23 protein-coding genes are annotated in these 22,940 nt (G+C 38.4%); 2 read left to right on the top strand and 21 right to left on the bottom strand.

Going from position 1 to position 22,940, the window contains the following annotated elements; translation table 11 throughout:
* Positions 1-128: 128 nt before the first annotated feature.
* Together AC1DOS_RS01460 and AC1DOS_RS01455 are read right to left on the bottom strand one after the other, a co-directional pair.
* Complete coding sequence (locus AC1DOS_RS01460; RefSeq protein WP_477536130.1) at positions 129-1,892, bottom strand: mechanosensitive ion channel; 1,764 nt, start codon at positions 1,890-1,892, stop codon at positions 129-131.
* Between the two features lie 55 nt (positions 1,893-1,947).
* Positions 1,948-2,970, bottom strand: coding sequence for a potassium channel family protein (locus tag AC1DOS_RS01455; RefSeq protein WP_477536129.1), 1,023 nt, complete (start codon positions 2,968-2,970; stop codon positions 1,948-1,950).
* Between the two features lie 95 nt (positions 2,971-3,065).
* Between AC1DOS_RS01455 and AC1DOS_RS01450 the strand changes: the two genes are divergently transcribed.
* Positions 3,066-3,713, top strand: coding sequence for a CPBP family intramembrane glutamic endopeptidase (locus AC1DOS_RS01450; RefSeq protein WP_477536128.1), 648 nt, complete (start codon positions 3,066-3,068; stop codon positions 3,711-3,713).
* 124 nt (positions 3,714-3,837) lie between these two features.
* Here AC1DOS_RS01450 and AC1DOS_RS01445 read toward each other — a convergent pair whose 3' ends face one another.
* The 3 genes from AC1DOS_RS01445 to AC1DOS_RS01435 all read right to left on the bottom strand — a co-directional run bounded on the left by AC1DOS_RS01445 (position 3,838) and on the right by AC1DOS_RS01435 (position 7,964).
* Complete coding sequence (locus tag AC1DOS_RS01445; RefSeq protein WP_477536127.1) at positions 3,838-6,033, bottom strand: sensor histidine kinase; 2,196 nt, start codon at positions 6,031-6,033, stop codon at positions 3,838-3,840.
* A 157-nt stretch (positions 6,034-6,190) separates the two neighbouring features.
* Complete coding sequence (locus tag AC1DOS_RS01440) at positions 6,191-6,883, bottom strand: response regulator transcription factor (RefSeq protein WP_477536126.1); 693 nt, start codon at positions 6,881-6,883, stop codon at positions 6,191-6,193.
* Positions 6,884-7,085: 202 nt separating this feature from the next.
* The gene (locus AC1DOS_RS01435) at positions 7,086-7,964 is read right to left on the bottom strand and encodes an EamA family transporter (RefSeq protein ID WP_477536125.1); all 879 of its coding nucleotides are present in this window, start codon (positions 7,962-7,964) and stop codon (positions 7,086-7,088) included.
* A 101-nt stretch (positions 7,965-8,065) separates the two neighbouring features.
* Between AC1DOS_RS01435 and AC1DOS_RS01430 the strand changes: the two genes are divergently transcribed.
* Positions 8,066-8,296, top strand: a complete 231-nt coding sequence (locus tag AC1DOS_RS01430; RefSeq protein WP_108584983.1) for a helix-turn-helix domain-containing protein — start codon at positions 8,066-8,068, stop codon at positions 8,294-8,296.
* Between the two features lie 378 nt (positions 8,297-8,674).
* Here AC1DOS_RS01430 and AC1DOS_RS01425 read toward each other — a convergent pair whose 3' ends face one another.
* The 16 genes from AC1DOS_RS01425 to metX form a co-directional block, all read right to left on the bottom strand.
* Positions 8,675-9,319 (bottom strand): hypothetical protein, encoded by a 645-nt coding sequence (locus AC1DOS_RS01425; protein WP_477536124.1) that lies wholly within the window; start codon positions 9,317-9,319, stop codon positions 8,675-8,677.
* The gene (locus AC1DOS_RS01420; RefSeq protein WP_477536123.1) at positions 9,316-9,708 is read right to left on the bottom strand and encodes a pilus assembly protein; all 393 of its coding nucleotides are present in this window, start codon (positions 9,706-9,708) and stop codon (positions 9,316-9,318) included. Before AC1DOS_RS01420 ends, AC1DOS_RS01425 begins: the two co-directional genes overlap by 4 nt.
* A 143-nt stretch (positions 9,709-9,851) precedes the next feature.
* Positions 9,852-10,484 (bottom strand): hypothetical protein, encoded by a 633-nt coding sequence (locus AC1DOS_RS01415; protein WP_477536122.1) that lies wholly within the window; start codon positions 10,482-10,484, stop codon positions 9,852-9,854.
* 5 nt (positions 10,485-10,489) lie between these two features.
* A complete protein-coding gene (locus AC1DOS_RS01410) occupies positions 10,490-10,912 on the bottom strand; it encodes a hypothetical protein (protein ID WP_477536121.1) in 423 nt (140 codons plus the stop codon).
* Positions 10,909-11,571 carry a hypothetical protein gene (locus AC1DOS_RS01405; RefSeq protein ID WP_477536120.1) on the bottom strand — a complete coding sequence of 221 codons (663 nt, stop codon included), beginning with the start codon at positions 11,569-11,571 and terminating at the stop codon, positions 10,909-10,911. The genes AC1DOS_RS01410 and AC1DOS_RS01405 overlap by 4 nt, the downstream gene beginning before the upstream one ends.
* On the bottom strand, positions 11,546-11,920 hold the full coding sequence (locus AC1DOS_RS01400) for a hypothetical protein (RefSeq protein ID WP_477536119.1): 375 nt from the start codon (positions 11,918-11,920) through the stop codon (positions 11,546-11,548). Before AC1DOS_RS01400 ends, AC1DOS_RS01405 begins: the two co-directional genes overlap by 26 nt.
* 36 nt (positions 11,921-11,956) lie before the next feature.
* A complete protein-coding gene (locus AC1DOS_RS01395) occupies positions 11,957-13,588 on the bottom strand; it encodes a hypothetical protein (RefSeq protein ID WP_477536118.1) in 1,632 nt (543 codons plus the stop codon).
* A 15-nt stretch (positions 13,589-13,603) separates the two neighbouring features.
* Entirely contained in the window at positions 13,604-15,004 is a 1,401-nt protein-coding gene (locus AC1DOS_RS01390; RefSeq protein ID WP_477536117.1) for a vWA domain-containing protein, read from the bottom strand.
* Between the two features lie 42 nt (positions 15,005-15,046).
* Positions 15,047-15,253: a hypothetical protein gene (locus AC1DOS_RS01385; RefSeq protein WP_477536116.1), complete on the bottom strand. Its 207-nt coding sequence runs from the start codon at positions 15,251-15,253 to the stop codon at positions 15,047-15,049.
* A 29-nt stretch (positions 15,254-15,282) separates the two neighbouring features.
* On the bottom strand, positions 15,283-16,215 hold the full coding sequence (locus tag AC1DOS_RS01380) for a type II secretion system F family protein (RefSeq protein ID WP_477536115.1): 933 nt from the start codon (positions 16,213-16,215) through the stop codon (positions 15,283-15,285).
* A gap of 4 nt (positions 16,216-16,219) precedes the next feature.
* Positions 16,220-17,146 carry a type II secretion system F family protein gene (locus AC1DOS_RS01375; RefSeq protein WP_477536114.1) on the bottom strand — a complete coding sequence of 309 codons (927 nt, stop codon included), beginning with the start codon at positions 17,144-17,146 and terminating at the stop codon, positions 16,220-16,222.
* Positions 17,143-18,489, bottom strand: coding sequence for a CpaF family protein (locus tag AC1DOS_RS01370; protein WP_477536113.1), 1,347 nt, complete (start codon positions 18,487-18,489; stop codon positions 17,143-17,145). The genes AC1DOS_RS01375 and AC1DOS_RS01370 overlap by 4 nt, the downstream gene beginning before the upstream one ends.
* 13 nt (positions 18,490-18,502) lie before the next feature.
* Positions 18,503-19,660, bottom strand: coding sequence for a CpaE/TadZ family protein (locus AC1DOS_RS01365; RefSeq protein WP_108584970.1), 1,158 nt, complete (start codon positions 19,658-19,660; stop codon positions 18,503-18,505).
* Positions 19,661-19,681: 21 nt separating this feature from the next.
* Positions 19,682-20,449 (bottom strand): Flp pilus assembly protein CpaB, encoded by a 768-nt coding sequence (cpaB, locus tag AC1DOS_RS01360; RefSeq protein WP_477536112.1) that lies wholly within the window; start codon positions 20,447-20,449, stop codon positions 19,682-19,684.
* 471 nt (positions 20,450-20,920) lie between these two features.
* Complete coding sequence (locus AC1DOS_RS01355; RefSeq protein ID WP_477536111.1) at positions 20,921-21,907, bottom strand: homoserine dehydrogenase; 987 nt, start codon at positions 21,905-21,907, stop codon at positions 20,921-20,923.
* Positions 21,880-22,935, bottom strand: coding sequence for a homoserine O-acetyltransferase MetX (metX, locus tag AC1DOS_RS01350; RefSeq protein ID WP_477536110.1), 1,056 nt, complete (start codon positions 22,933-22,935; stop codon positions 21,880-21,882). Before metX ends, AC1DOS_RS01355 begins: the two co-directional genes overlap by 28 nt.
* Between the last annotated feature and the right edge of the window lie 5 nt (positions 22,936-22,940).

Raw genomic sequence — 22,940 nt, 5'->3', positions numbered from 1 at the left:
CCTTTTTCAGACGTCAACTCTCTTTTTTCAGACGTGAACCCCTAAAAGTCAGACTGACCGTCCGCTCACCAACTTACGTCAAAAAATGCAGTAACTCCGTTTTATTGGAGTTACTGCTTTTTTACTAATTATGGTCGAAATGGATCATCATTTGGTTTAGTGCTATTCCAATTGTCATGCGCATCTTTGTTGAATGAAGACCCTTCATTTGGAGGAGTCACATCATATGGATGTACTTCATCGGCAGCAGGTGTGTTGTAGCCTTCGTCTGCTGCTGCGACTTCATTTGCTTCATCCACATGAGCAGAAAAGCCACGTAAACTTTGATCAGTTTCTTTATCAGTTTTAAATGATTCTTTTAGTGAATCTTTAATTGTTTCTTTTTCAGCTTTATAGTTTTCTTTAGAAACTTCAGCATTTTGTAAACTCTTTTCCATTTTGCTTAAGTAACGAGATGCATGTTCGCGTCCACCAAGTCCAAACGCTAGACCGAATGCTAATGCAACGCCACCTAAGATTAGGATAAACGCAGAGTTAATGATTGAAGCTGCAATTCCTAATTGATCTAAAGCCATAAAGAATGCGAATGCAAGAATCGCATATTTTGCTACATAACGTAGTACATGAGGAGTGCCTGAAGAATGACTCATCACGCTACCTACTAATTGCTCAGCCATATTCGCTAACCAGAAACCAACTGCTAAAATAATAATAGCAGCGAGAACTGATGGCAAGTATGCAAATATTGCTGTTGCTAATGTCACCATAAATTCAAGTTCAAGTAGTTGCAAAGCTTCTACTACAAACAATAAGATTATGACAACTTGTACAACTGTTCCTAATAATGTTGCAAACGTTGGTGCTGAACCAGTTCCAGATTTGAAGCCCATTTTACCGAAAATAGAGTTGACACCCAGTTTTTCAAGTAAAGAAACAACTAAATCTTTCACCCATTTTGCTACTACGATACCAACTAAAACTAGAACAATAGCAATTGCGATTTTTGGTAACATCGCTAATATATCATTTAACATCCCTACTGCAGGATCTGAAATGCCATCTAAATCTAAGATTTCAAGTGCCGTAATTGATACTGGAATCATAATTAAGATAAAAGCGATGATTCCTACTACTTTCGAAAGGCTTGTCCCTTCAAAAAATGAAGAAATATTCAAACGATCTGCTAATCGATCTGCGCCTGCTGATTGTAAAAACTTTTCTAGTAAGTTACGAACTAGTTTCGCAACAAACCATCCAATAACAAATACAATCGCTGCAGATACTAACTTCGGTATAAAGTTAAAGAAGCTTGCTAACATTCCTTCAAACGGTCCACTTAATCCGTCAATTCCTAGCGCATTTAAAATTGCTGGGATAAATAACAAGAAAATAAGGTAATATGCAACGTTTGCTGCAGTATCCGTCCATTTTGCTTGGTCTGCAGGATTTGCATCCATTCCAGTCTTCTCAACATATTTGTTTAAGTTAAGTTTGTTGCCAGCCATCTGAATAACTTTTTTCACAACAGTTGCTAAAATCCATGCAAATAATAGAATTAATCCTGCTTTTAAAATGTTTAATACTGCACCTGTTAAACCCGAATACATAGATACAAAAGGTGTTGCCATTGTATTCAAGTTCAAAATATTAAAGAATAGAACAAAAGCTAGAATTAAGACAACAAAGAATATGACTTTACTTATTATCTTTTCTACTGTCCATTTTTCATTTTTATTACCTAATCGCTCATTTACACGTGCTTTACGCAACAATTTGTACGTAAGGTTTTCTAAGAACTTTGCTACAAAAAATCCAATTAATAATACCAACAATGCTAGCAAAAGTTCTGGTAAAAATGAGAGAGTATCTCTCCAATAAAACTGATCCATCATAACGTAGCCTCCTTTGAAAATTCGTAATTATTTGTAATTACTCTACAATCTTCATTTACCCTTGGCATTTCTTTTTAAACGTTTCATTTACCTCTTTCTCTCCATAAATAATAAGGATATCCTGTTTTTGTAATTTTTCATCCGCAGAAGGATTGCTAATTAATTTTTCTCCACGGCGAATAGCTAGTACTGTAATTCCCATCTCAGAGCGAATGGCTGCTTCTTTTAATGTTTTCCCAACGAATGTACACGCATCTTGAAGTGTTACTTCCTCTAAAGATTGTTCTTTTTCTTTTGTATGAATAAGTAAATTAACTAAATCAGTACCTTCTGGTCGCAATACGGAACTCACTAATTCACGTCCTCCAATAGTAGAAGGGTTTACAACCCGACTAGCGCCTGCACGAAGTAATACTTCCTCTGAACCAGCATTTTCTACTCGAGCTACCACATCAATCTTTTCATTTAAAGCTTTTGCTTTAATTGTAATAAACACATTATCTGAGTCACTTGGCAATGTCGCGATTATACCTCTAGCCTTTTCGACATTCGCTTCTTTTAATACCCCGTCATTTAACGGGCTTCCAACAATACGCAGTGTGCCTTCTGGCAAAGATTCGACCATTTCTTCCTCAGAATCATGAATATAAACAACTTGAACATTCTCTTCTTTTAATTGTTCAAAAACTTGTCTACCAACTCTCCCCAAACCACAAACCACTATATGACCTTCCAAATGTTTAATAGTATGTTCCATTCGTTTATTCCACACCCTTACTGAAAGTTGATGTTCAATGAAATAAGAAGCAACTGCCCCCATGGCATATGTAACAACAGCCACACCAAGCGGGATAAGTATTAATGCAAATCTTCTTCCTGCGTCCGTTTCCGGCACTATATCACCATAACCTACTGTCATTAAGGAAATAATCGTTAAATAAAAAGCATCAAATAGACCTATATTTTCTAGTACCATAAAACCACTTGTAGCAATAATCACTAATATAATTAAACCCACGATAGCAAATAATATATGACGGAAACGCGTGCGTAAATCCATCCATTTAGATGTCTTCATTTAATCACCTACTCATTTTTATTCATCCTTCTTTTACTTACCCTTTTGGCATCCTTTTAACACGATTATCGTCCATTTAAATTGGAGGTAAAATCATGAAAAATTGGACAATACTATTTCCACTCGTATCCATCGCTCTCTTGCTTTGGATTGAACAAGTTCTAGAAGCACCATATTTATGGAAAACAGCAGCAAAAGCTCTCTTTTTTCTAGCTATCCCTTTGTTGTTTTTGAAGGTGAAAAAATCGGATTTTTTATATATGAGAAAAACACAAAAAACCAGCATCTTTATAGCAATAGTATTAGGTTTCGCAGTAATGATGACGATTCTAGGTGCTTTTATTTTTCTCAGAAGTTCCATAGATTTAAATTCTTTACAGGTGGATTTAGAAACGAGAGTTGGCGTCACCGCATTAGTATTCCCTATTGTCGCACTTTACATATTGATCGGTAATTCTTTTTTAGAGGAATTTTACTTTCGAGGATTGCTTATAGATTTTTTAAAAGAATCCAAGTTGAAATGGATTCTACCAAGTTTCTTTTTCGCGATTTATCACGTTGCGATTTTCCTCCCGTGGTTTGAGTGGCCCATATTAATCGTGGCTGTTGTAGGCCTCTTTATTGGTGGGTTGTTATTTCAATGGATAAATGAAGCAAGTGGAACCATCTATCCTTCATGGATCATACATATGTTTGCAGATATAGGGGTTCTTCTTATAGGGGTTTACATGTTTTATTTTTAAAGAACCACAGCTTGCGCGTACAATGGCGCAAGCTGATGTCTTTTCTTCTACTAATATCCATAAATTTATACTTTCTTATTAATTCAACTAAAAAACGTGAGGGAATCATTCCCCCACGTTCTTTTTAAATTGTTTGAATCGACACGGTTACTTTGAATAGATCCCCATCTACATCAATGCGCATGGAACCTCCATGTAAATCAACAATAGATTGGGAAATAGCTAGGCCCAAACCTGATCCTTCTGTATGACGCGAAGTATCCGCCCGTTTGAAACGTTCAAATAATTCATCCACATTTTCGCCAAGTTCATATCTCGTAACATTTTTGATAATAAAAAGAGCACAATCATCTTCTTCTTTTAGCGTTACATAGACGCGAGTTCCAGGTAACGTATATTTAATTGAATTGCCGATTAAATTATCTAGGACTCTCCACCACTTTTGACCATCTACATAAGCATATAAAGATTTAGTAGGAGGAGTAACGCGGAAATCTAATTTTGCACTTTGAATTTCTTCCTCATGCTCAGCCAAAGCTTGTTGCATCAATTGTGTTAAATCGACCTTTTGTTTATGGAGCTCCATATTGCCACTAGCCATTTTCGACACTTCGAATAAATCCTCGATTAATGTTTTAAGTCGTTGTGATTTCCGATCCAAAATCGACACATAAGATAGACGTTCTTCATCTGATAACTCCGGTTTTTTCAATAAATCCGTATACGTGATGATGGATGTTAACGGTGTTCGTAAGTCATGACTAACATTCGTAATTAACTCGGTTTTTAAACGTTCACTTTTAGCTTGTTCAGACTGGGACATGCGCACTCCTTCTCGAAGTTTATTCAAATGTTTTGCATGATCTGCAAATACAGATTTCCCTCGAATCTCTACATCTCCAATTAATTGTCCTTGTGCCATTTGTTCAGTCGCGATGGCTAGCTTGTTGTAATTTGCCACGCGTTTTAACAAATTATAAATAACCGGTAGCACAACAATCACAAAAAGTGGTGCGTATACAAGGATAAGTGCTGGGGATACGATTACGCCTCCAATACCTAATCCTGCAAAAAAAACGACAAACAAAAGCATCACTAATTGGGTTCCTAGAGATCGTTTTAAAAAGACTTCCTGCATCATACCCATTAATTTTTGGGACATGCTATTTTCCCATAGTTTGTTGATTTCATTATTCCGGTAGTCATTTAACAACCAAATTAATTGAACGATAGTTAATGTTAAGAACACAATCATAAAGATGAATAATAGTCCTGTATTTACGATATTATCTCCAAGTAGATGATTGTAGTCTATGCCATCAATACGGTTGCATAATGGATAATACGTATTAAGCAAGCCAAATACTGTAACTAAAATGCTGACTACTCGCCATTCAAGTTTTAACTGTTTTATCCTGCCGGGAATAGGAATGGTAAGCACTTCTTCTTTTTTCGTTCTGTACAGCCAAAAAGCTCCCGCTGCTGAAAATAATCCTAATATGAAAGTTGCAATAAAAAACAATTTGCTCTGCTCATAATGACGCATTTCTACAAGTTGATCATTTGAAATCATGCTTTTTGGCAGGATAAATGTGCCGGTAAATTGAGATGACTCATCTCCCACCAATTCGTATACATTATGAATTGACAAAGCTTGTAATTCATCAGTTTCCAATTCACTTAAATGTTGGTCTAATGAAGAGACGGTCAAATATCCTTCTTTCTGGTTAAAAACTTTCGTGTATGCTGCTTCTTCCTTAATATCTCCAAATACAAAACTTTCACCTGTCTCGACATTGGTCAAATTATAAGCCATTGATTTTTGAGTTATTTTTGCTTGTGAAACAGCATTTGAAATTTGTGCATCATATTTTCGCAACGCTTCTTTTTTTGCGGATAATATTTTCTCGCTTACAGTATCATCATCCTCAAAGTTTTTCCGTATATCAGCGATTTTAGTGTCGCGGACTTTTTCAAGTTCGGTCTTTAGAACGTCATCGCCATTACTGTCAGCATTATTAATCAATTCCTGGTATTGATCTTGAACAGATATGATTTGGTCTATTTGGGAACCATAATATTCACGGTATTGTTCTACTTCGAATGGCTCGACTTGTAGATTTTTAATTTCTTCATCAACATCCAATCTACTTAATAAAACTGGTCCTATTTCTTGAATTTTATAATCAAAAGACTCCTGGAAGTTTCCAGATTCATAATAAGAGCCTCCAATGTAAGTTGGTCCAATTGAAACGAATGTGGTAACCGCAAATAAGGTTATACTAATTAAAACAAAAAACACCCCAGCCATTTTCTTCATCGATTACGCACCTCCTTTTAATATTCGAGTCAATTGCACGATCGTTCGATTAGAATGAAATAAACCTTGTTCAAGAAGTTGCTGAATAAAAGAATAGCAATACATGAGACTGAGCATCCCAATAGCGAGTGCGACAATGGATAACCAATGTGATGCCTTACTTTTCGATTTTGTAACCAATGCCCCAAACCACCTTTACATATCTCGGATTTTTAGGATCAGTTTCGATTTTTTCTCGAATTTTACGAATATGAACAGCGACGATATTTTCCGCGTTATATGCAGGTTCATTCCATACACGTTGATAAATGTCGCCAATTGAAAATACTCTGCCCGCATTTGTCATTAACAGTTCGGTAATTTTGTATTCAATCGGCGTTAATCTGACGGATTCCCCATCGAGTGTTACGTCTTTTGCTTCTATGTCTAGTGCAAGTCCATCTATTTGAATAATTGATTTCTGTTCTTTAAATGTTCCAAGGTGAACGTAGCGACGCAATTGTGACTTCACTCTTGCCATTAGTTCCATAGGATGAAAGGGCTTCGTGACATAATCATCAGCCCCTACAGATAGACCATGTATTTTATCGGAGTCTTCGGCCTTAGCACTTAACATTATGATGGGAATGTTACGCTCTGAGCGAATCTTAAACGTCGCTTGAATTCCATCCATATTCGGCATCATAATATCAAGTAAGATCAAATGTACATCATTTGTCTCTAAAATAGTCAAAGCTTCTAATCCATCAGAAGCTTTTAAAACACGATAACCTTCATTTTTCAAATAAATCTCTATGCCATCTCGAATGTCCTGATCGTCATCCGTAACGAGTACTGTAAATTGTGTCATCCGTTGCACCTCATCTCTACTTCTTATAATACCAATTGTAGCCACTAATTCTTAACAATCTGTTAGCATAAAAATGAAGATTTTCTTAAGAAGTGTAGGCACTTCTTTTTCATTGTCAATCCACATTTATTACGCATCAGTTACACATCTACGTTTAGTTAAACGTTAAAAAGGTGTCCCTAATTACAGAGACACCTTGCATTTATTCGATTTTCTTTGCTCTTTTTCTCCCACTAAAGGTTAGAACAACAATCCCTCCGAGCAGAAGAAGCACTCCGACCCAAGAAACTGCACTTAACACTTCCCCCACTACAAATACACTTAATACAGCTGCAGTTAAGGGCTCTCCAAGAGATAACGTTACAGCAGATGAAGAAGGTACTTTTTGGAGTCCTGTTAAATAGAGAATATACGCTACACTCGTTGTCATAAAACCTAAATATAAAATGGTTGCTATATTTGAAGGTTCAGTAACCCATGAGCTATCAAAAATAAATAAAAAGGGCATTAATATAGTTGCACTGATGGAGAATGTCATAGCAACTGCAGGAATCGCTTCTACTTTTGCTAATAATGCTTTACTAACAATTGTATAAATCGCAAATACAAATCCAGCTATTAATGATAAAGTTACTCCAAGTGGATTTACCGTTAATGCATCTTTGTTTAAAAACAACAGGCTACATCCAATAACTGAAAGTGCCGTTGCAATTACCCATGCGCGCGAAGGTCGTAATTTCAAAATGAACCACTCGATCAAACCAGAAAAAATCGGTGCACTGCCGATAGCAACAACAGTACCAATAGCAATTCCAGTAACTCGAACTGACGTAAAAAACAAAGGTTGGAATAACGCCATACATAGAGCTGCAACAACCGTTTCTTTCCACGGCCATGTTCTGAAGTTGATTTTTTTCATGAGCATCATAATAATTAATAATGAAAATCCGCCAATAGCTAATCGAGATGCGCCAATGGTTAAGGGCTGAGCATTTTGAGGTAAATAAGTTTGAGCTGTTCCAGTTGTGCCCCATAACACAGCTGCTAGTAATACAAGGAAGTAAGGGATCACTGTTTTCATAAAGTCACCTCAAATAGTTGATGTCTGTACTTTACCATATTTTATGTATATTGAGATACGCAAACTCGTAAACTATACTTAAGAAAAGGAGTGTGTCGCCTGTGTATTTATCAATAGAAGAAACTGCTGATTTTTTAAGTATGCCTGAACAACAAGTACGCCGATATGTATTAGATGGACGCATAAAATCAGTTCATGATGGGGAACAATATTTAATTAATCAAGCCCAATTCGAACGCCATCTAGAACAAGTTGAATACGTCAAACGCCAAATCGATGAATGGCGCAACACCCCGATTCCAGATGACATCGATGTAAAAGACGAAGACTAATCGGAAAAAGGAAAACGCAAGCCTCTATTATCTCTTTGCTTGCCATGATGGTTAACTCCTTGAATCAAATACTTGCCCTTTGATTCAAGGCGTTAAATGTGAAATTCCACAATGTATAAAAACTCAAATACATGATTTAACTCTCATTGAAAACAGGCATTAATAGACAGTTTGAATGCATTGCAAAATTTGCTTATTGTGGCAGCCTTCCCTTTTTAATTCACTCACAGATGAAGTGAAAAGAAGGAAAATTTCTAAATCATAAACTAAAGCCAATCACTCTGCACACTTGAGTGATTGGCTTTTTTTAATTCCGAAGAAATACTTATATGGTTTTGGATCTACTTTTTTTAAAGGGATTATTCCAGGACTGATTCATTAGAAAGGTACACTTTCCAGATATTCAAGTGATGGGCCCACCCCTTTTTGTTTAATATCGGAAGTGAATGACTTGAGGTAGGTTCCATCCGTAATCGTCTTATATGTAGCATCCGCTGTCACTTCCAAACGCCATTTCGAATCGGATAGCAGCACTTCAACGTCATCGGCATTCGCTTCGTTTGCTGTGATGGTTGATTGGACAGCACTAAGTAACTTCCCGCTAAGCCCGGAATCCCTAAAAGTATCTTCCATTTCTTTTTTGAATTGAGGATGTTTTTTTATTTTTTCAGGAAGTACCTCGTTGTATGCTTTAATGTATGCTAGCTGTAAATCTTCATCTTGTGCGACAAATTCATCTACTTTTTCATCAATTTGATCTTGAATGGATTTCCCTTTGTCTATTACTTTTTGGGAAGCGGACTTTGTCAGATCACTATCAAAACTTTCGATTCCTTCTTGTGTCGCTTCTAATAAAACGACCGTTCCAGCAAAAGCTGCTTGTTGAGTAGCAGTTGCTGCATGTTGTTTGACCACATACACTTTGGCAATATTCACGACAATAACAAAAATGACTGCAGATATCCCCAAAAGCCAGATGATATAAAATGCGGAGTTACCCCGTTCATTGTTTAAATACTTCATGGGACAAACACCTTACCCGCTGCTTTCGATTTCAATGAAATGGCGGTCTCTTTCTTCCATTCAGCCGGAATAAAGACGAGGGGATGCTGGGCGCTCACTGTCAAAGTGAATGCACCGTTTCCTTGTGCATTAATCGACACATTTGCATTGGCTAACAGCTCACTGCCGCCAATGGATTGCATGACTGTTGTTTGAGCTTCTCCCGCATCTTCCGTCATGGCATACACTGAAGCGCCATCATTTGCAGCCGATTTTAAACTCATGACCGCATAACCGGAAGCGACGACTTGCCAAAGCAACAGGAAAAACAGGAAGTAAAAAGGAAGAATTCCTAGAAATTCAATACTTAATGCACCTTTTTCATTCCTTAAAGTTTGTAAGCCCTTCATGGGATCACCTCTATCTTCAAATATTGCAGAATGGAATTCTATTTAATAATGTTGAGGTTCTTTCAATCTCACATCTATCTCCTCTGAAACAAGCAACTACCATATAAAAATTTGGGCTTAATATGACTTCATCTAATCTATTATTATTTATTACGTACTAACTTTCCCTTTTGTACTATTCGTTCAATTCGACCTTTCGGCAACTTCCCTTGCATTCCAATGCTCATAACGGCTGCAAGTGTACCTAGCCAACAACCGATGATATATAGGACATATGAGAAATAATTCATGATTGGTTCCTGTCCATAACTTTCCGTCAGAATTCGCGTTACCATGAAGTTTCCTCCACCTGAAATTAAAGCAAGTACAAGGAAACCTAGATAGTAGACAATCGTCCATTTTGATTTTTGTTCACCAGCCGTCGGTATGACAATCTTGTAGAACGTCTCGACTTTGACAAAAAAGATTATATGGAGCACAAGCCAAATCACGATCAAGAGCAATTGAATGCCAATTTCGCCATCAAATATTTTAATCAAAGGCATAATAAAGAAAAATGCGAAAGCAGTAAACATTGCATATCCTGCAAATTTAGGAAAATCCATTTTCCCCTTAGATGAGGACATTGCTTTAACGATGAAGAGTAACAATGCATACCCCAAGTAAATGATGGCTGTTAATATCATATACTCGGACTTATAAATGGGAATCCCCAGTGAGATCAGTGCAGATATCAATGGAAGCAGTAAAAAAACAAAAATGGATGGCTTCGGCATATTACTCATTCCTCTCGTCTAACTAATTGCGTTTTGTTAAGCACAAATTGGATATACCAGATATGTAAGAGTAGGACAAAAAATCGATTGAAAACCCGTTCACCCATATTTTCTTCAACAGCCTCAACGATTCTAAAAGTTGAATAATAGAGAATACCAAACCCCCAAAAGGTAACAATCCAACTGATACTGTCCATTAAATTTTGACCCAATTCATTCAGAAAGACGCCACCCATCACATAGTACGCCAAAAAAAAGATATAAAGCCCCAGCATTATGTATAGAGTTGAAAAATTTAGTTTGCTAGTCAAATATTGTAAAGTATTCTTTCTGGAAATGAACCAGTATGGCACATAAGCACCCAACGTAAGATTGGATAGCAGGAACAGTATTCCTGGATTAGACTGCTTGAATTTGTATTCGCTCATGCTCTATATCCCTCCACTTCTATAGACACAGGATATTTACCAGCTAAATAAAAGATAATATAAGGAAATAGGAATAGATACATAACCATTCTCAACAAACCGAAAACCAAAGGTGTCATATCAATCCATACGGTTAACTGCAATAAAGCCCACCATAAGATATAAATGACACAAACCCACAATAAAATATCGAATAACATTTCTACAAACCTATTTTTATAAAGCTCGATGGATTTTTTTATCCATTCACTTAAATTAAAATGAGAACGGTATTGAAGAGGCAGGAAAAATATAAGAGGTAACATGATGATTCCGGGAACTACATACAGAGCAAGGCCCAAATAAATTAAGCCTAAAGAGACAAGAGAAACAATAAATACAGGACCAACAGTAACTAAGAATTCCTTTATGACTTCCTTTATTGCCAAAGGTTCGCCTTCTTCTGAGCGTTCATAAATTAAAATGAAAGGTTTCACTATTACTGCAAACATCAATATATTTGCAAAAATAATCAATAGGTTTTCAATACCACCCAAATCCAATTGCATTAGATAAAAAGTATATCCAAACAATACAATGAAGATAGGCAATCCAATGAGAATATTGAACAATAATATAATCAGTAGTTGCTGATTATAATGATACGCCGCCTCTTTCATAACCCACTACCTCCTTTTTGGATAGTAATCGATTCCCAATAAAAACAGTAATCAGAACAATTAATAATGCTGGTAAATAGCTACTGAAAATCGTGACAGGATCAAAAAGTACGGGTACATTCAGAATGAAATGATAAAACAGCTGATTAAGTGTAACTAAACAAAAACTAGCCATATAACCCATATAATAAGGAAATTCACTCTTAAGACTTAAGATTCCTACTAGGGAATAGACGATGATACTTAAGACGATAGAGTGAATAATAAAATTAGGAATGACTGGCACAAGTAAAAATCCAAGTCCTACCATCACAATAAGGGCAATCCCTATAATCCGCAATATATTCATGTCTCTCTCCTATCTATGAATAGTAAAGGCTGGGCACTAAGTGCCCCAGCCAAACTTCGCGAAAACTTTTCTCCCAAAATTCCCAACTGCTTCCATCGTATTTTTAATTCCTTTTTCAATACCTTTGGAAATACTCTTCCCGGCTGGTGTTGACATGAATATAGCTACTCCAATTCCTACAGCAGCCCCGACCAACGTACCAACACCAGGGACTACACTTCCAACAGCTGCAGCAGTACCTGCCGCTGCCAACCATCCAGCGCCTGCGCTAAGTGCAGTAGTTCCTGCACCAATGACAACATCTGTACTAATACCTGCTGCAAGATCCAATCCGGTTCTGGATGGGTCAGCTGCATTCTCAGCAAGGCGGTACCCTACACTCAACACGACATTGGCAATCCCATTTGCCTTGGCTAAATTGGGACCTTTAGGACTAAGGTTGAAAAATGAAGGATTAAACTTCCCTTTATCAATTGGAATCCAATTTTTCTTAAAATATGAACCCGTTTTTTTAGCTATTGTCTTTGCTGAAATATTTTCATCAATAAATCCTTGTAACCTAGTTTGTTTAAAGTCTGAATTCGTTCGAGGGGAATAAGTTGGATCATACGTTACTTTTTTGGTCCCGTCTGGATTCAAGGTAACTACTTTACTGGATTTACTCTTTACAACAGCCTTCGAGTTTTCGAAGGAATTCAAATAATTCGAGTAGCGTTTATTGAGCCAATTTGACATTTTACCATTGCCATCCACAGCTCGGCTATTTCCTTCGATTAACCAACGGTTGGATTTGGCATGGCCATTCTTCAAATCCGTAATTTTAAAACCTGCATAAATGGACAGTGATCCATCAAGAACTTTACCTAAATCACCAGGTACAGTAATAAGAGCTTTTTTTGCATTTTTAGCAAATTCAAAACCACTTTTTACGTTGTCGCCAATTCCAGACTCACTTCCCGAAGTTCCACCTGATTCACCTTGACCACCGCTAGGCGATGTTCCGCCCGGTCCGGTTCCACCAGTGCCACCCTGGCCTCCGCCAGTCGATGTTCCGCCCGGCTCGGTTCCACCAGTGCCACCTTGGCCTCCGCCTGGCAATGTTCCGCCCAGTCCGGTCCCACCAGTGCCACCTTGGCCTCCGCCTGGCAATGTTCCACCCGGTCCGGTTCCACCAGTGCCACCTTGGCCTCCGCCTGGCAATGTTCCACCCGGTCCGGTTCCACCAGTGCCACCTTGACCACCGCCTGTAGATGAACCATCTGAGCCAGTCCCTCCACCGTTCGCATCGCCACTTGAAGGTCCCTGTCCCCCAGTAATCGGAGTTCCCGTTTGCAGCCAGCCATTATATGGAATCGGTATGAAATTTGGCGTAATGAAGAAACCATTCGAACTTGGTTGACCCGAGATAATTGGTTGTCCAGATACGGTTGAATTACCACCTTGAACCGCTTGTCCAGGCGCAATTGCCTCGCCGGGTCCAATAACTTCACCAGGCGCAATGAACTGTCCACCTGTAATTGGGCTTCCGCCTGTTATAGGAGAACCTGGAGTTATTGGTGTTCCTGGCGATATGAACGAGGCTAATATAATCGAAGGTCCAGCTGACCAAAACAAAATAAATGAAATCATGCTTATGGCAAAAAACCTTCTTAATCCACCTATCTCCACTCGTGCACCTCCTTGTTATGGAGTACTGTTTTGTTTATACGTATCTTCTAATAGCTTCATGGCTTCTTTGTAATTCATTTCATTCAATACTTTCAATTCATCACGTAGTTTGTCATATTCCTGTTCTACCCAAGTGTGATAGTCTTTATTTTTCTGTTGTAAATAATCGTGGCTTTCCTGCGACATCATTTCATGTTCTTGAAGCAAGTAAGTTAAGGTAAATCCAACTTGCTGTCTTTCGTCCACCCATTTTTTAAATTCTTTCGAATGATAGCCAAAAATGTCTAAATCATTATTAGTACGCTCATATCCTACATTGCCTTCTGTTGAGGTTTTCCAGAATCCCCACTTTTCCGCTACCTTTTTTGCTTGATCCAATTCATTTTGCAATCCTTGTGCATCCTGAACGTCTTGATAACTACCTTTTGTAGCCTCTGCTACCGCACGTAATTGCTTTTGGCCCTCACTATCAACATTAAAGCCAATGACATTCATAATCGGTGTAATATCAGATTCATACAATGTTTTTGCCGCAGTGACAGGGTCGTCGTCACAAGTAGAAATGCCATCGCTGACAAGATAGACGATATTTGTATTCTTATCGCCTTTGAAAGACGCCAAATCTTTTTGGGCTTCGTTCAGAGCTAATTGAATTGGTGTCCATCCTGCAGGTATTGCTTTCGCTAAAGCTTGTTCAAACCCATTCGCTTCATAGTTGCCGATTGGGTAAATAAGCTCGCTACTTTTGCAGGAAAGTTCTTTATCAGCTTTGCTGCCGCTACCTTCTTGGCCATAGATGCGTAGACCTACGTTTGCATTTTCCGGAAGTCCTTTTACAAAATTCGTAATGGCTGATTTTGCCGCTTCCATCTGGGTTTGACCATTCATGTCTTTGCCCATGCTTCCTGAAGCATCCAAAATGACCATTACGTTCAAGTTTTCTTTAAACTGCATACGTGGATCATCGATATCGGGACTCCCAATTGATTGGAATTTAAGTTCCTGCATTAAATCTTCAGGACCTTCATAATCCTGTTGAAACACGCTGAGAATTGCATTGTAGTAATGGTCCAGTTCTTCGTTTGACGGTTTGCTCGAAATGTCAGGCAAGTCTTTCGTCAATTCATCAATTTTCTTTTGATCATTTTCCTCAATGACAGCCAAGTAGCCGGTATATCCTGGTGTTAATGCCGACAATTCATTCAAATTTTCAGGTAAAGGTTCAACGATCATTTTATTGTTAGTTTCTGAATCCTTTTCGGGCTCAGAAACATTTGAAGGCTCAGATTTACCAGAAGTATCGTTTTTATTCGATATTTCTTCTCCTGGAACAATCCCTGTCCTCTTTGTTTCCTCATCACAGCCAGTCAAAGCCATTATGAGTAAACCAGTCAAGATGAGTTGTTTCTTACTCATTCTGATACCGCCTCTCTAAGGTGTTTGTCCATGTATAAGGAATTAGCCGACCATACCGCTGATCTTGGAAACGATTTTACCAATCAAATCTCCGATTGCCCCAGATTGTCCATTTACTGCTGTCGAGATAATCCCTAATACTAAAATCAATAATGCTGCCAGCCCCAACCATTCAAGCGATTGTGCACCTTTTTCGTTTTTCACCGGTCCTACGATATTCATCCATGCGTTCATTAATAAGTTTTTCATTTTGTTTTCTCTCCTTTGAACTTGTTTTTTTATTGGAATAAATCAAAAATGCCTTTGTTTTGGTTGAACATATTTATCATCATCAAGCCGCCGATTAATACGAGCGAAGATGGCAGAACCAAAAATGTCGTAACGAGTGTTACTTTTGGTGAAGCCTTCGCCGCCTTCTCTTTAATCATCTCTTTCTTCAACTTTCGCATTTCTTCGGCTTGTTGTTTGAAAGTATCTGCAATTGGTACACCCAATCGCTCTCCTTGAATCAAGGACTTTATCAATATTTGAAACTCTTTTGAATCATTACGGACAAGTAACGTCCGATAGGCTTCCGCTCGTGGCACACCAACGCTTATTTCCTGAATGAATCGTCCGAATTCCTCTTTCACCGGTCCTTCAAAATATGGAACAATGTCACGAATTGCTTGATCCATTGCAACCCCAGCCTGCAAAGTAACGCTCATAGTATCAAGAAAATCAGGCAACTGATAGGAAATTTCTTCCTGCCTTTTTTTTGCTTTGGAGCGAATCCATAAAATAGCACTCATATAGCCAAAAATCGGCAGCAGGATAATCATGAATTGTGAAAATGGCAAAAGTAATATTAGAGAAATCCCACCTGTAAAGAAGCCAATAATCATTAAGAAAATTTTCAATCCTTGGAAGCGTTCCACCGTTAATTCATACGGATATCCAGCCTGAATCAGCCACTTTTTAACTTCTTGATTTTCACTAAAGAAATTGATACGTTGCCCCAAATCCGCGAAATCATCTGCAAATTTGAACATCTTGGCAACCAACTTCTCTTTACGGGTGACTTTCCGATGGAAGGCATCATAAATAAATAGTGATTCTTCCACTTCTTCTTTCAATGCTTTTCGTTCACGCCAGTACACATATAATGAACGAAGTGCAATTCCAACAAATATTACAGACAGCAAGACAAATAAAGCTATAATCCCATCCATTTCATCACACCCTTATATTGGTGATTTTACGAACAATCACGAATGTTAGAATTGTTCCGGTCAAAAAGAAAGCGAATAGAATTAGTCCAAGTCCGGTAAATAGAGGATCTAAAAATCCTTCCACAATATTGTTCATCATAAGTACAAGAAAGATTGGAATGACGGGAACAATATACGAAATATAGCGTTGTTCAGCAGTCATCGTTTTGATTTCTTGTTTCAATAACTTGCGTTCATCCAGCGTCTGGCTCATTTCGTCCAGCACTGCGTACAAATTACCTCCTGCTTTCTTCTGGATGAGCATGGTTGCCGTGAACAGTTGAAATTCTTTGTCATCCACGCGTTTCTCCATGCTACGGATGGCAGCACTGAAATCAATTCCTAGCGATAACTCATGTGCCAATCTCTTGAACTCAGATTTAGCCGGTTCACCAATTTCCTGAGCAACAAGTTGAATTCCTTGATTGAGCGTCATGCCAGAACGTGTGGCATTGGCAAGGATGCGACAAATTTCAGGAAGGTGTTCGACCAGCATTTGTTTCTTTTTATTTTTCCGAACCAGGAAAAGCATTCGACGCCCACCTTCGACAATCAATAGAGCTATGACTAAACTTGCAAGCATGTTCAAATTAAAGAAGTTTTGAAGACCAATAACCAATGCCATATAAGAAACTATGAGCGCACCGATAAACTCTGATGGTGTGAAGCCAATATTTGCATCTATCAACTTCTGTTCCAGTGCTTTTGCAGAATCGGTCTGATCGTACTTGGTTCCAATGACCACCAACACACTTTTACGACGTTCTCCGTCCCGATAAAACTGTTGGACTTGTTTACGCCACTCCCTTTTTTCTTTCCGATAGCCAAGGTAAAAGTAAAAACCGATGACGAGTACAAGAATGGTCAGCATCGCGAGTAATGCTTCCGTCATACGACCACACCCCGTTTCACTGGCTCGAACAAAGATTCATTCATGTCAATTCCAAAGACACGTATACGAGTTAGACACTGCGGAATTTCACCAGTTGGTGTAAAATGTCCTTCTACCTCTCCATCTTTCGTTAAACCGGTCCTATGAAACTTGAAGATTTCAACAATCCGATGTTTGCCGTCATTTTTCTGGACCTCCGAAATGGATACGATTTTCCGTGTTCCATCTGTCAGTCGTGTTGCTTGGACAATGATGTCTAAAGCACCGACAATGTATTCCCGAATAATGGTTGAAGGTAAATCCATTCCTGCCATAATGACCATCGCTTCAACTCGTCTCAATGCATCGTCGGCATTATTCGCATGCACAGTTGTGATTGACCCTTCATGCCCCGTATTCATAGCCTGGAGCATATCAAATGCTTCTCCACTCCGAACTTCCCCGACAATGATGCGGTCCGGCCGCATACGTAAAGCATTTCGCACCAAGTTGCGAATGCTGACTTCCCCTTTTCCTTCAACATTCGCCGGTCTGGCTTCCATTCCAACGACGTTTGGACGGTCTAGACGAAGCTCTGCGGAATCTTCTATCGTAATGACACGTTCACCATGAGGAATGGATGTAGCGATTACATTCAACAAAGTTGTTTTACCAGAGCCTGTTCCTCCACTGATGAGCGTGTTCATTTTGGCTCTTACAATCCCATCCAGGAATGTCGCCATATCTTTGCTCATAGAATCAAATTGCAGTAAATCCTCCACTTTAAAAGGTTCTGCTCGGAATTTCCGGATGGAAACAAGTGTGCCCGATAAACTGATCGGTGAAATTACTGCATTTACCCGGCTGCCGTCGGGCAATCTGGCATCTACCATTGGTGAGCTTTCATCGATTCGTCTACCGAGTGGTGCGACGATACGGTCCACAATATGCCGTACATGTTCATCGTTCCGGAATGCAATTTGTACTTCTTGAAGTTTTCCTTTTCTTTCAACATAAACTTCCTGGTACCCATTAATCAGAATTTCCGTGATATCCGGATCATTTATGAGCGGTTCGAGCGGACCGAAACCGACTGACTCATCTAATATTCTCGTAATTAAAAGTTCTTTATCATGCCTTGAAATAATGACCTTTTCTTCGGACATAAAAGTTGAAACATATTGCTCAATTCGCAACCGCATTTCTCCTGAAGACAGCTGCGTTAAAGCTTCCAAGTTTGTGTCTCGCAATAAACGGGCCTTATAATGTTCGACTAATTCATCGACGAGGTGGTTTTCATATTCGTAAGAGGTTGGCTTTTTCTGCACAAGCTTCCCTTTTCTCTTTTCAAACAGTGAGCTCATCCCTCTTCACCTCCTATTGCTTTAATACATCTCGTGCAAACTTACGAATATCTTTGGCAAATGGGATTAATTTACGTTCTTTCTGGACTTTCCGGACAGGCATCCCTTTATTGATATATGGTTGCAACCCTTTAATGTCCCTGCGAATGGAAGCGGCCACTGGAAAACGTAGCACGTTTTTCAAATCGCTTTGCTGGACTTCGTTTTCTTTGGACAGTTCATTCAGTACAATTTCCATACGATTTGCCAATGGAATGCCAAGTCTTGTGCTTAGTGTTTCGAACTGCTTTAACGTTTTGAGGGCTGATGTTTCGGGCGCTAATATGTAAAAAACTTTGTCAGACTCTTCTAAAGCTGTAACGACTTGTCCATTCATATGACTTGGCAGATCAATTAAAACGTAGTCAAATGAACGTCTGCATGTTCGAATCAATTTGGCAATAAACTCTTCATCAATCGATTCTGCAATCTCCGCATCACAAGGACTGATGAGAATTTCCAATTTGGAATCCACCTGTGTTTCAGATACATTCCGAATGTGGCTTTCATTTAATTCCTCAACAACAGGCATTAAATCAGCTAGCGATCGGTTGGATTCAATGGAAAAGACGTTTTCAATCCCACCGTATTGGGTGTTCAAGTCAATCAAAATCACTTCAGCCGTTGACTCTAGCTTTAAAGTTTGAGCAACTGAAGAAGCAATCAATGTACGTCCACTTCCACCTTTTCCGCTGTAGAATGACAGAATTTGTCCTCGATTGCGTCCATAAGTTACAGCTGCTTCTTCCATTGAATTTTTTTTGATTTCATAATTTTGGACGATTGTTGGAAATCTACTTGTGAATAAACTAGTTTCATCTGGAAAGACGAAAAATTCATCCGCACCTGATCGTATAATATTTCGAAGCAATGTAAAGTCAGAAGCAACTGCAACAAACAATAGGAGACAAGCCGGATTGACCATTCGTATTGATTGGACTAACTCTACAGACGCTTCCGTTTCCGATTGAGAAACGATGACAATGTCACGAGTTTCTCGGTTCATTTCTCTTATAGCATCTGAATATTTCACACTAGTTACTTGTTTTGAGAAGCTTTCAGAAATCGTTTTTAATAGCACTGTATTCTGTTCCCATTCACTAACAATTAAGATATTTGCCGATAGTTCCATCACGTCAGCCTCTTTTCCATCTTACTGTCCACTCCCGGAAGTAGGTCCTTCTTTCGGTGTTTCTTTTTTAGTACCATTCTCTTTAGGTGGTGTTGTCGCTGGTTTTTTTTCAACTTTCTTCTTTGCAGGCTCTTCCTGTCGTGCCTCTTTTTCTTCTGTTTCTTCGGAAGGTACACTGTTTTGACCAACATTAGCTTTTAAAATACGAATGTGATCAGCATAGTTTTGCATATGTATAAGTTTCGGTGCTTGTTCAGCCGTCACTTCGACTGCAACACCCGCAAATTTTTCACCAGAACCTTGAGAAAATCGGACAACAACGTCTTTCATGAAAACAGATGTATTACGCTCGCCTTTATTTTCAGTAGATACAATAATATCTACTCGGTCTAGTGCTTCGATTACTTGATCGAATTGAACTTTATCCGTTCGATGCAAAGTGACTAATCTATTGTTCTCATTTTGTAGATTGGAAGCTGGTTTAATCATATTTCGTGTAATCATGTCACCTTTAGAAAGAGGGACGACTGATACTTGAGATTCCAGATCACCAAAAGAGGTGATATGCGACTCAGTAACAAACTTATTAGGTAACTCCATTACGGTGATTTGATTCTTTTGAATAACTGTCCTTGATGGAATATCCGCTTTTGCTACATAAATCTTTGTCATTGCACCTAAATCAGAATTTAAATCCTTTACTTTTTGCAGCACCATGTATCCAGTTGCAGCTGCTAAGATAAATGCCATAATAAAAAATATAGCCGCTCTCCTTTTTGCCTCTAACATTTAACAATTCCTCATTTCAAAATGGTGATTTATACCGAAATAGGTATAATGCTGTATTAATTATGTATAAGGTCACTTACTATTTACCATTTACCTTTCTAAATTGTCAAAGTTAGCTAACTATAACAACTTGATATGCTAGTTCCCTTGTACTATGTAAATAAACCTACTTTATGTCATTAATTTTCACCCACTTCAATCAACGTTGATATATAGACATTTCAAAAAAGTGAATTTATTTCCAGGTTAAATCAAATTATCCATTTTTCACCCTTTTTTTGGTATTAAACAGGACTATCGATTCTTTATTTTTCCCATCTATTACCACATATCCTGATATCAAGATAATAAATTTTTTATATTATGAACGTATTTCTTCTATATAATAATTAACGATATTTTTTTGTTTTTTTCATACATAAAAACCGTTGCATTCCTCCACATGGAGACAAATGCAACGGTTCTATTTTCTTATAAGGTAACTAAAAATTGAGCGTGTTTTCCTATGATTTCTGCATAATCTTCCACCATGACACTTGCTGTGGGAAATTTACCAGCTCCTGGTCCAATTAAAGTTAAAGTCCCAATGTAATTTGTATCAAGCGCAATCGCGTTGTTTACACCCTCAACTGCATACAACGGATGCTCGGGATCTACTAATCTTAGACCAACGCTTGCATGTAAGGACCCGTCTTGCTCTTCAATAATCTCTGCCACATGCCTGAAACGCAAACCTTCTCTTGTTGCACTTTGTACTTGTTCAAGTGTAATATCAGCAATTCCAGCAATCGTTACATCATCCCAATTCGGTTGTTTACCAAATGCCAAAGTACTTAATATCATAAGCTTTCGAAATGCGTCTTGACCAGAAATGTCATTAAAAGGATCTGACTCTGCATAGCCAAGTACCTTTGCTTCTTCTAAGGCATCATGAAACAAGCTTTCATGTATTCGCATTTGAGTTAAAATGTAATTTGATGTTCCATTTAATATCCCTTGAATTCTATGCACCTGATTCACAAGCAGAAGGTTTTTCAAGGTTTTTATTATTGGTACGCCCCCTGCTGTTGTTGCTTCATATCCGACATGGACACCTTGTCTTTTTGCTCGTTCTTGTAATTCTAAACCATACTTTGAGAACATTACTTTATTAGCTGTAATCACATGACAGCCTTTTTGAATAGACCTACATAGATATTGAAATGCCGGTTCTTCACCTACAATTGCCTCAAATACAACTTGAATATCGGGAATGTCTTCAATGTCTTGAAAGTTGTCAGTTACCATAACGCCTGGCGTTGCCATACGACTTTTTGTTGGTTCTCGTATTAGAATTGCTTTTACTTCTATATCCAATCCTAATGATTGTTTTAATTGATGTTTTCTTTCATTAAGAATTTGGAATATGCCTTGACCAACTGTTCCAAAACCTAAGATTGCTGCTTGAATCGTTGCCATGACTTTACCCCCAAGTGAACAGTTAATATATCTCCCCATGTCTCAAATTCAGTCAGAAAGCCATCATGACCGAATCGTGTGTTGACCATGCAGAAATGATGATCAGGAACGAGATGCGCAAAAGAGCAAATGTCCTCAGGTGGATATAGTAAATCATGTGTGAATGCTATGGTGATTACTTTTGCTTCAAATTGTTTCGCCGCTATTTCTATTCCGCCTCTATCCCTCCCGATATCATGAGTGTTCATTGCCCGTAATAAGGTAAGATAGCTGTTCGCATCAAAACGTTCCGTAAGTTTTGTCCCTTGGTATTTCATATAGGATTCGATTTCGAACAAACCATCACTTCTGGTCTTTCTTGCAAAACGGTCCTTATGTAATTGTTCACTACGATAAGTGACTAACCCCGCCATGCGTGCTGTTTCAAACCCTTTTATATCTGATGAACTCTTATAGTTTCCATTGCAATAGTTTGCATCTGTTTCAATTGCATGAATGCCAATATAATTATAGGCAATACCTGTATCACTTAAATAAGGGGTAACTGCTAATGGAATCAGTAAATCCATATCTTTTGGGTAGAGTAGTCCCCACTCCAGCACACGCATCCCACCAAGCGATCCTCCAACTACTGCATGAAGTCTATCAATTCCCAAAGCTAGTAATCCTTGTTTTTCAGCATGGACCATATCTCGAATTGTAATGGTTGGAAAGGATGAGCGATATGGTTCACCTGTTGTAGGATTAATTGTAGCTGGACCAGTTGAACCGGAACATCCCCCTAAAACATTCCATGTAATTACTTGAAATACATTCGTATCAATAACTTTTCCAGGTCCAATCATTCCACTCCACCAACCTGGTTTTTCCTGAGTTCCAGTAGCATATTGATTTCCAGTCAAAGCATGACAAACTAAAATAACAGGTGCATCTAATGGACCGCAAGATTCATATGAAAGTTCAACTTGTTCCAGTAGATTCCCAGACTCTGTTTGGAAGTTTCCGATTTCTACACTTCCTGTTGCCACTAATT

The organism is Paenisporosarcina sp. P5_A11 (genome assembly GCF_056400705.1).
This window is presented reverse-complemented; position numbering and strand designations above follow the sequence as displayed.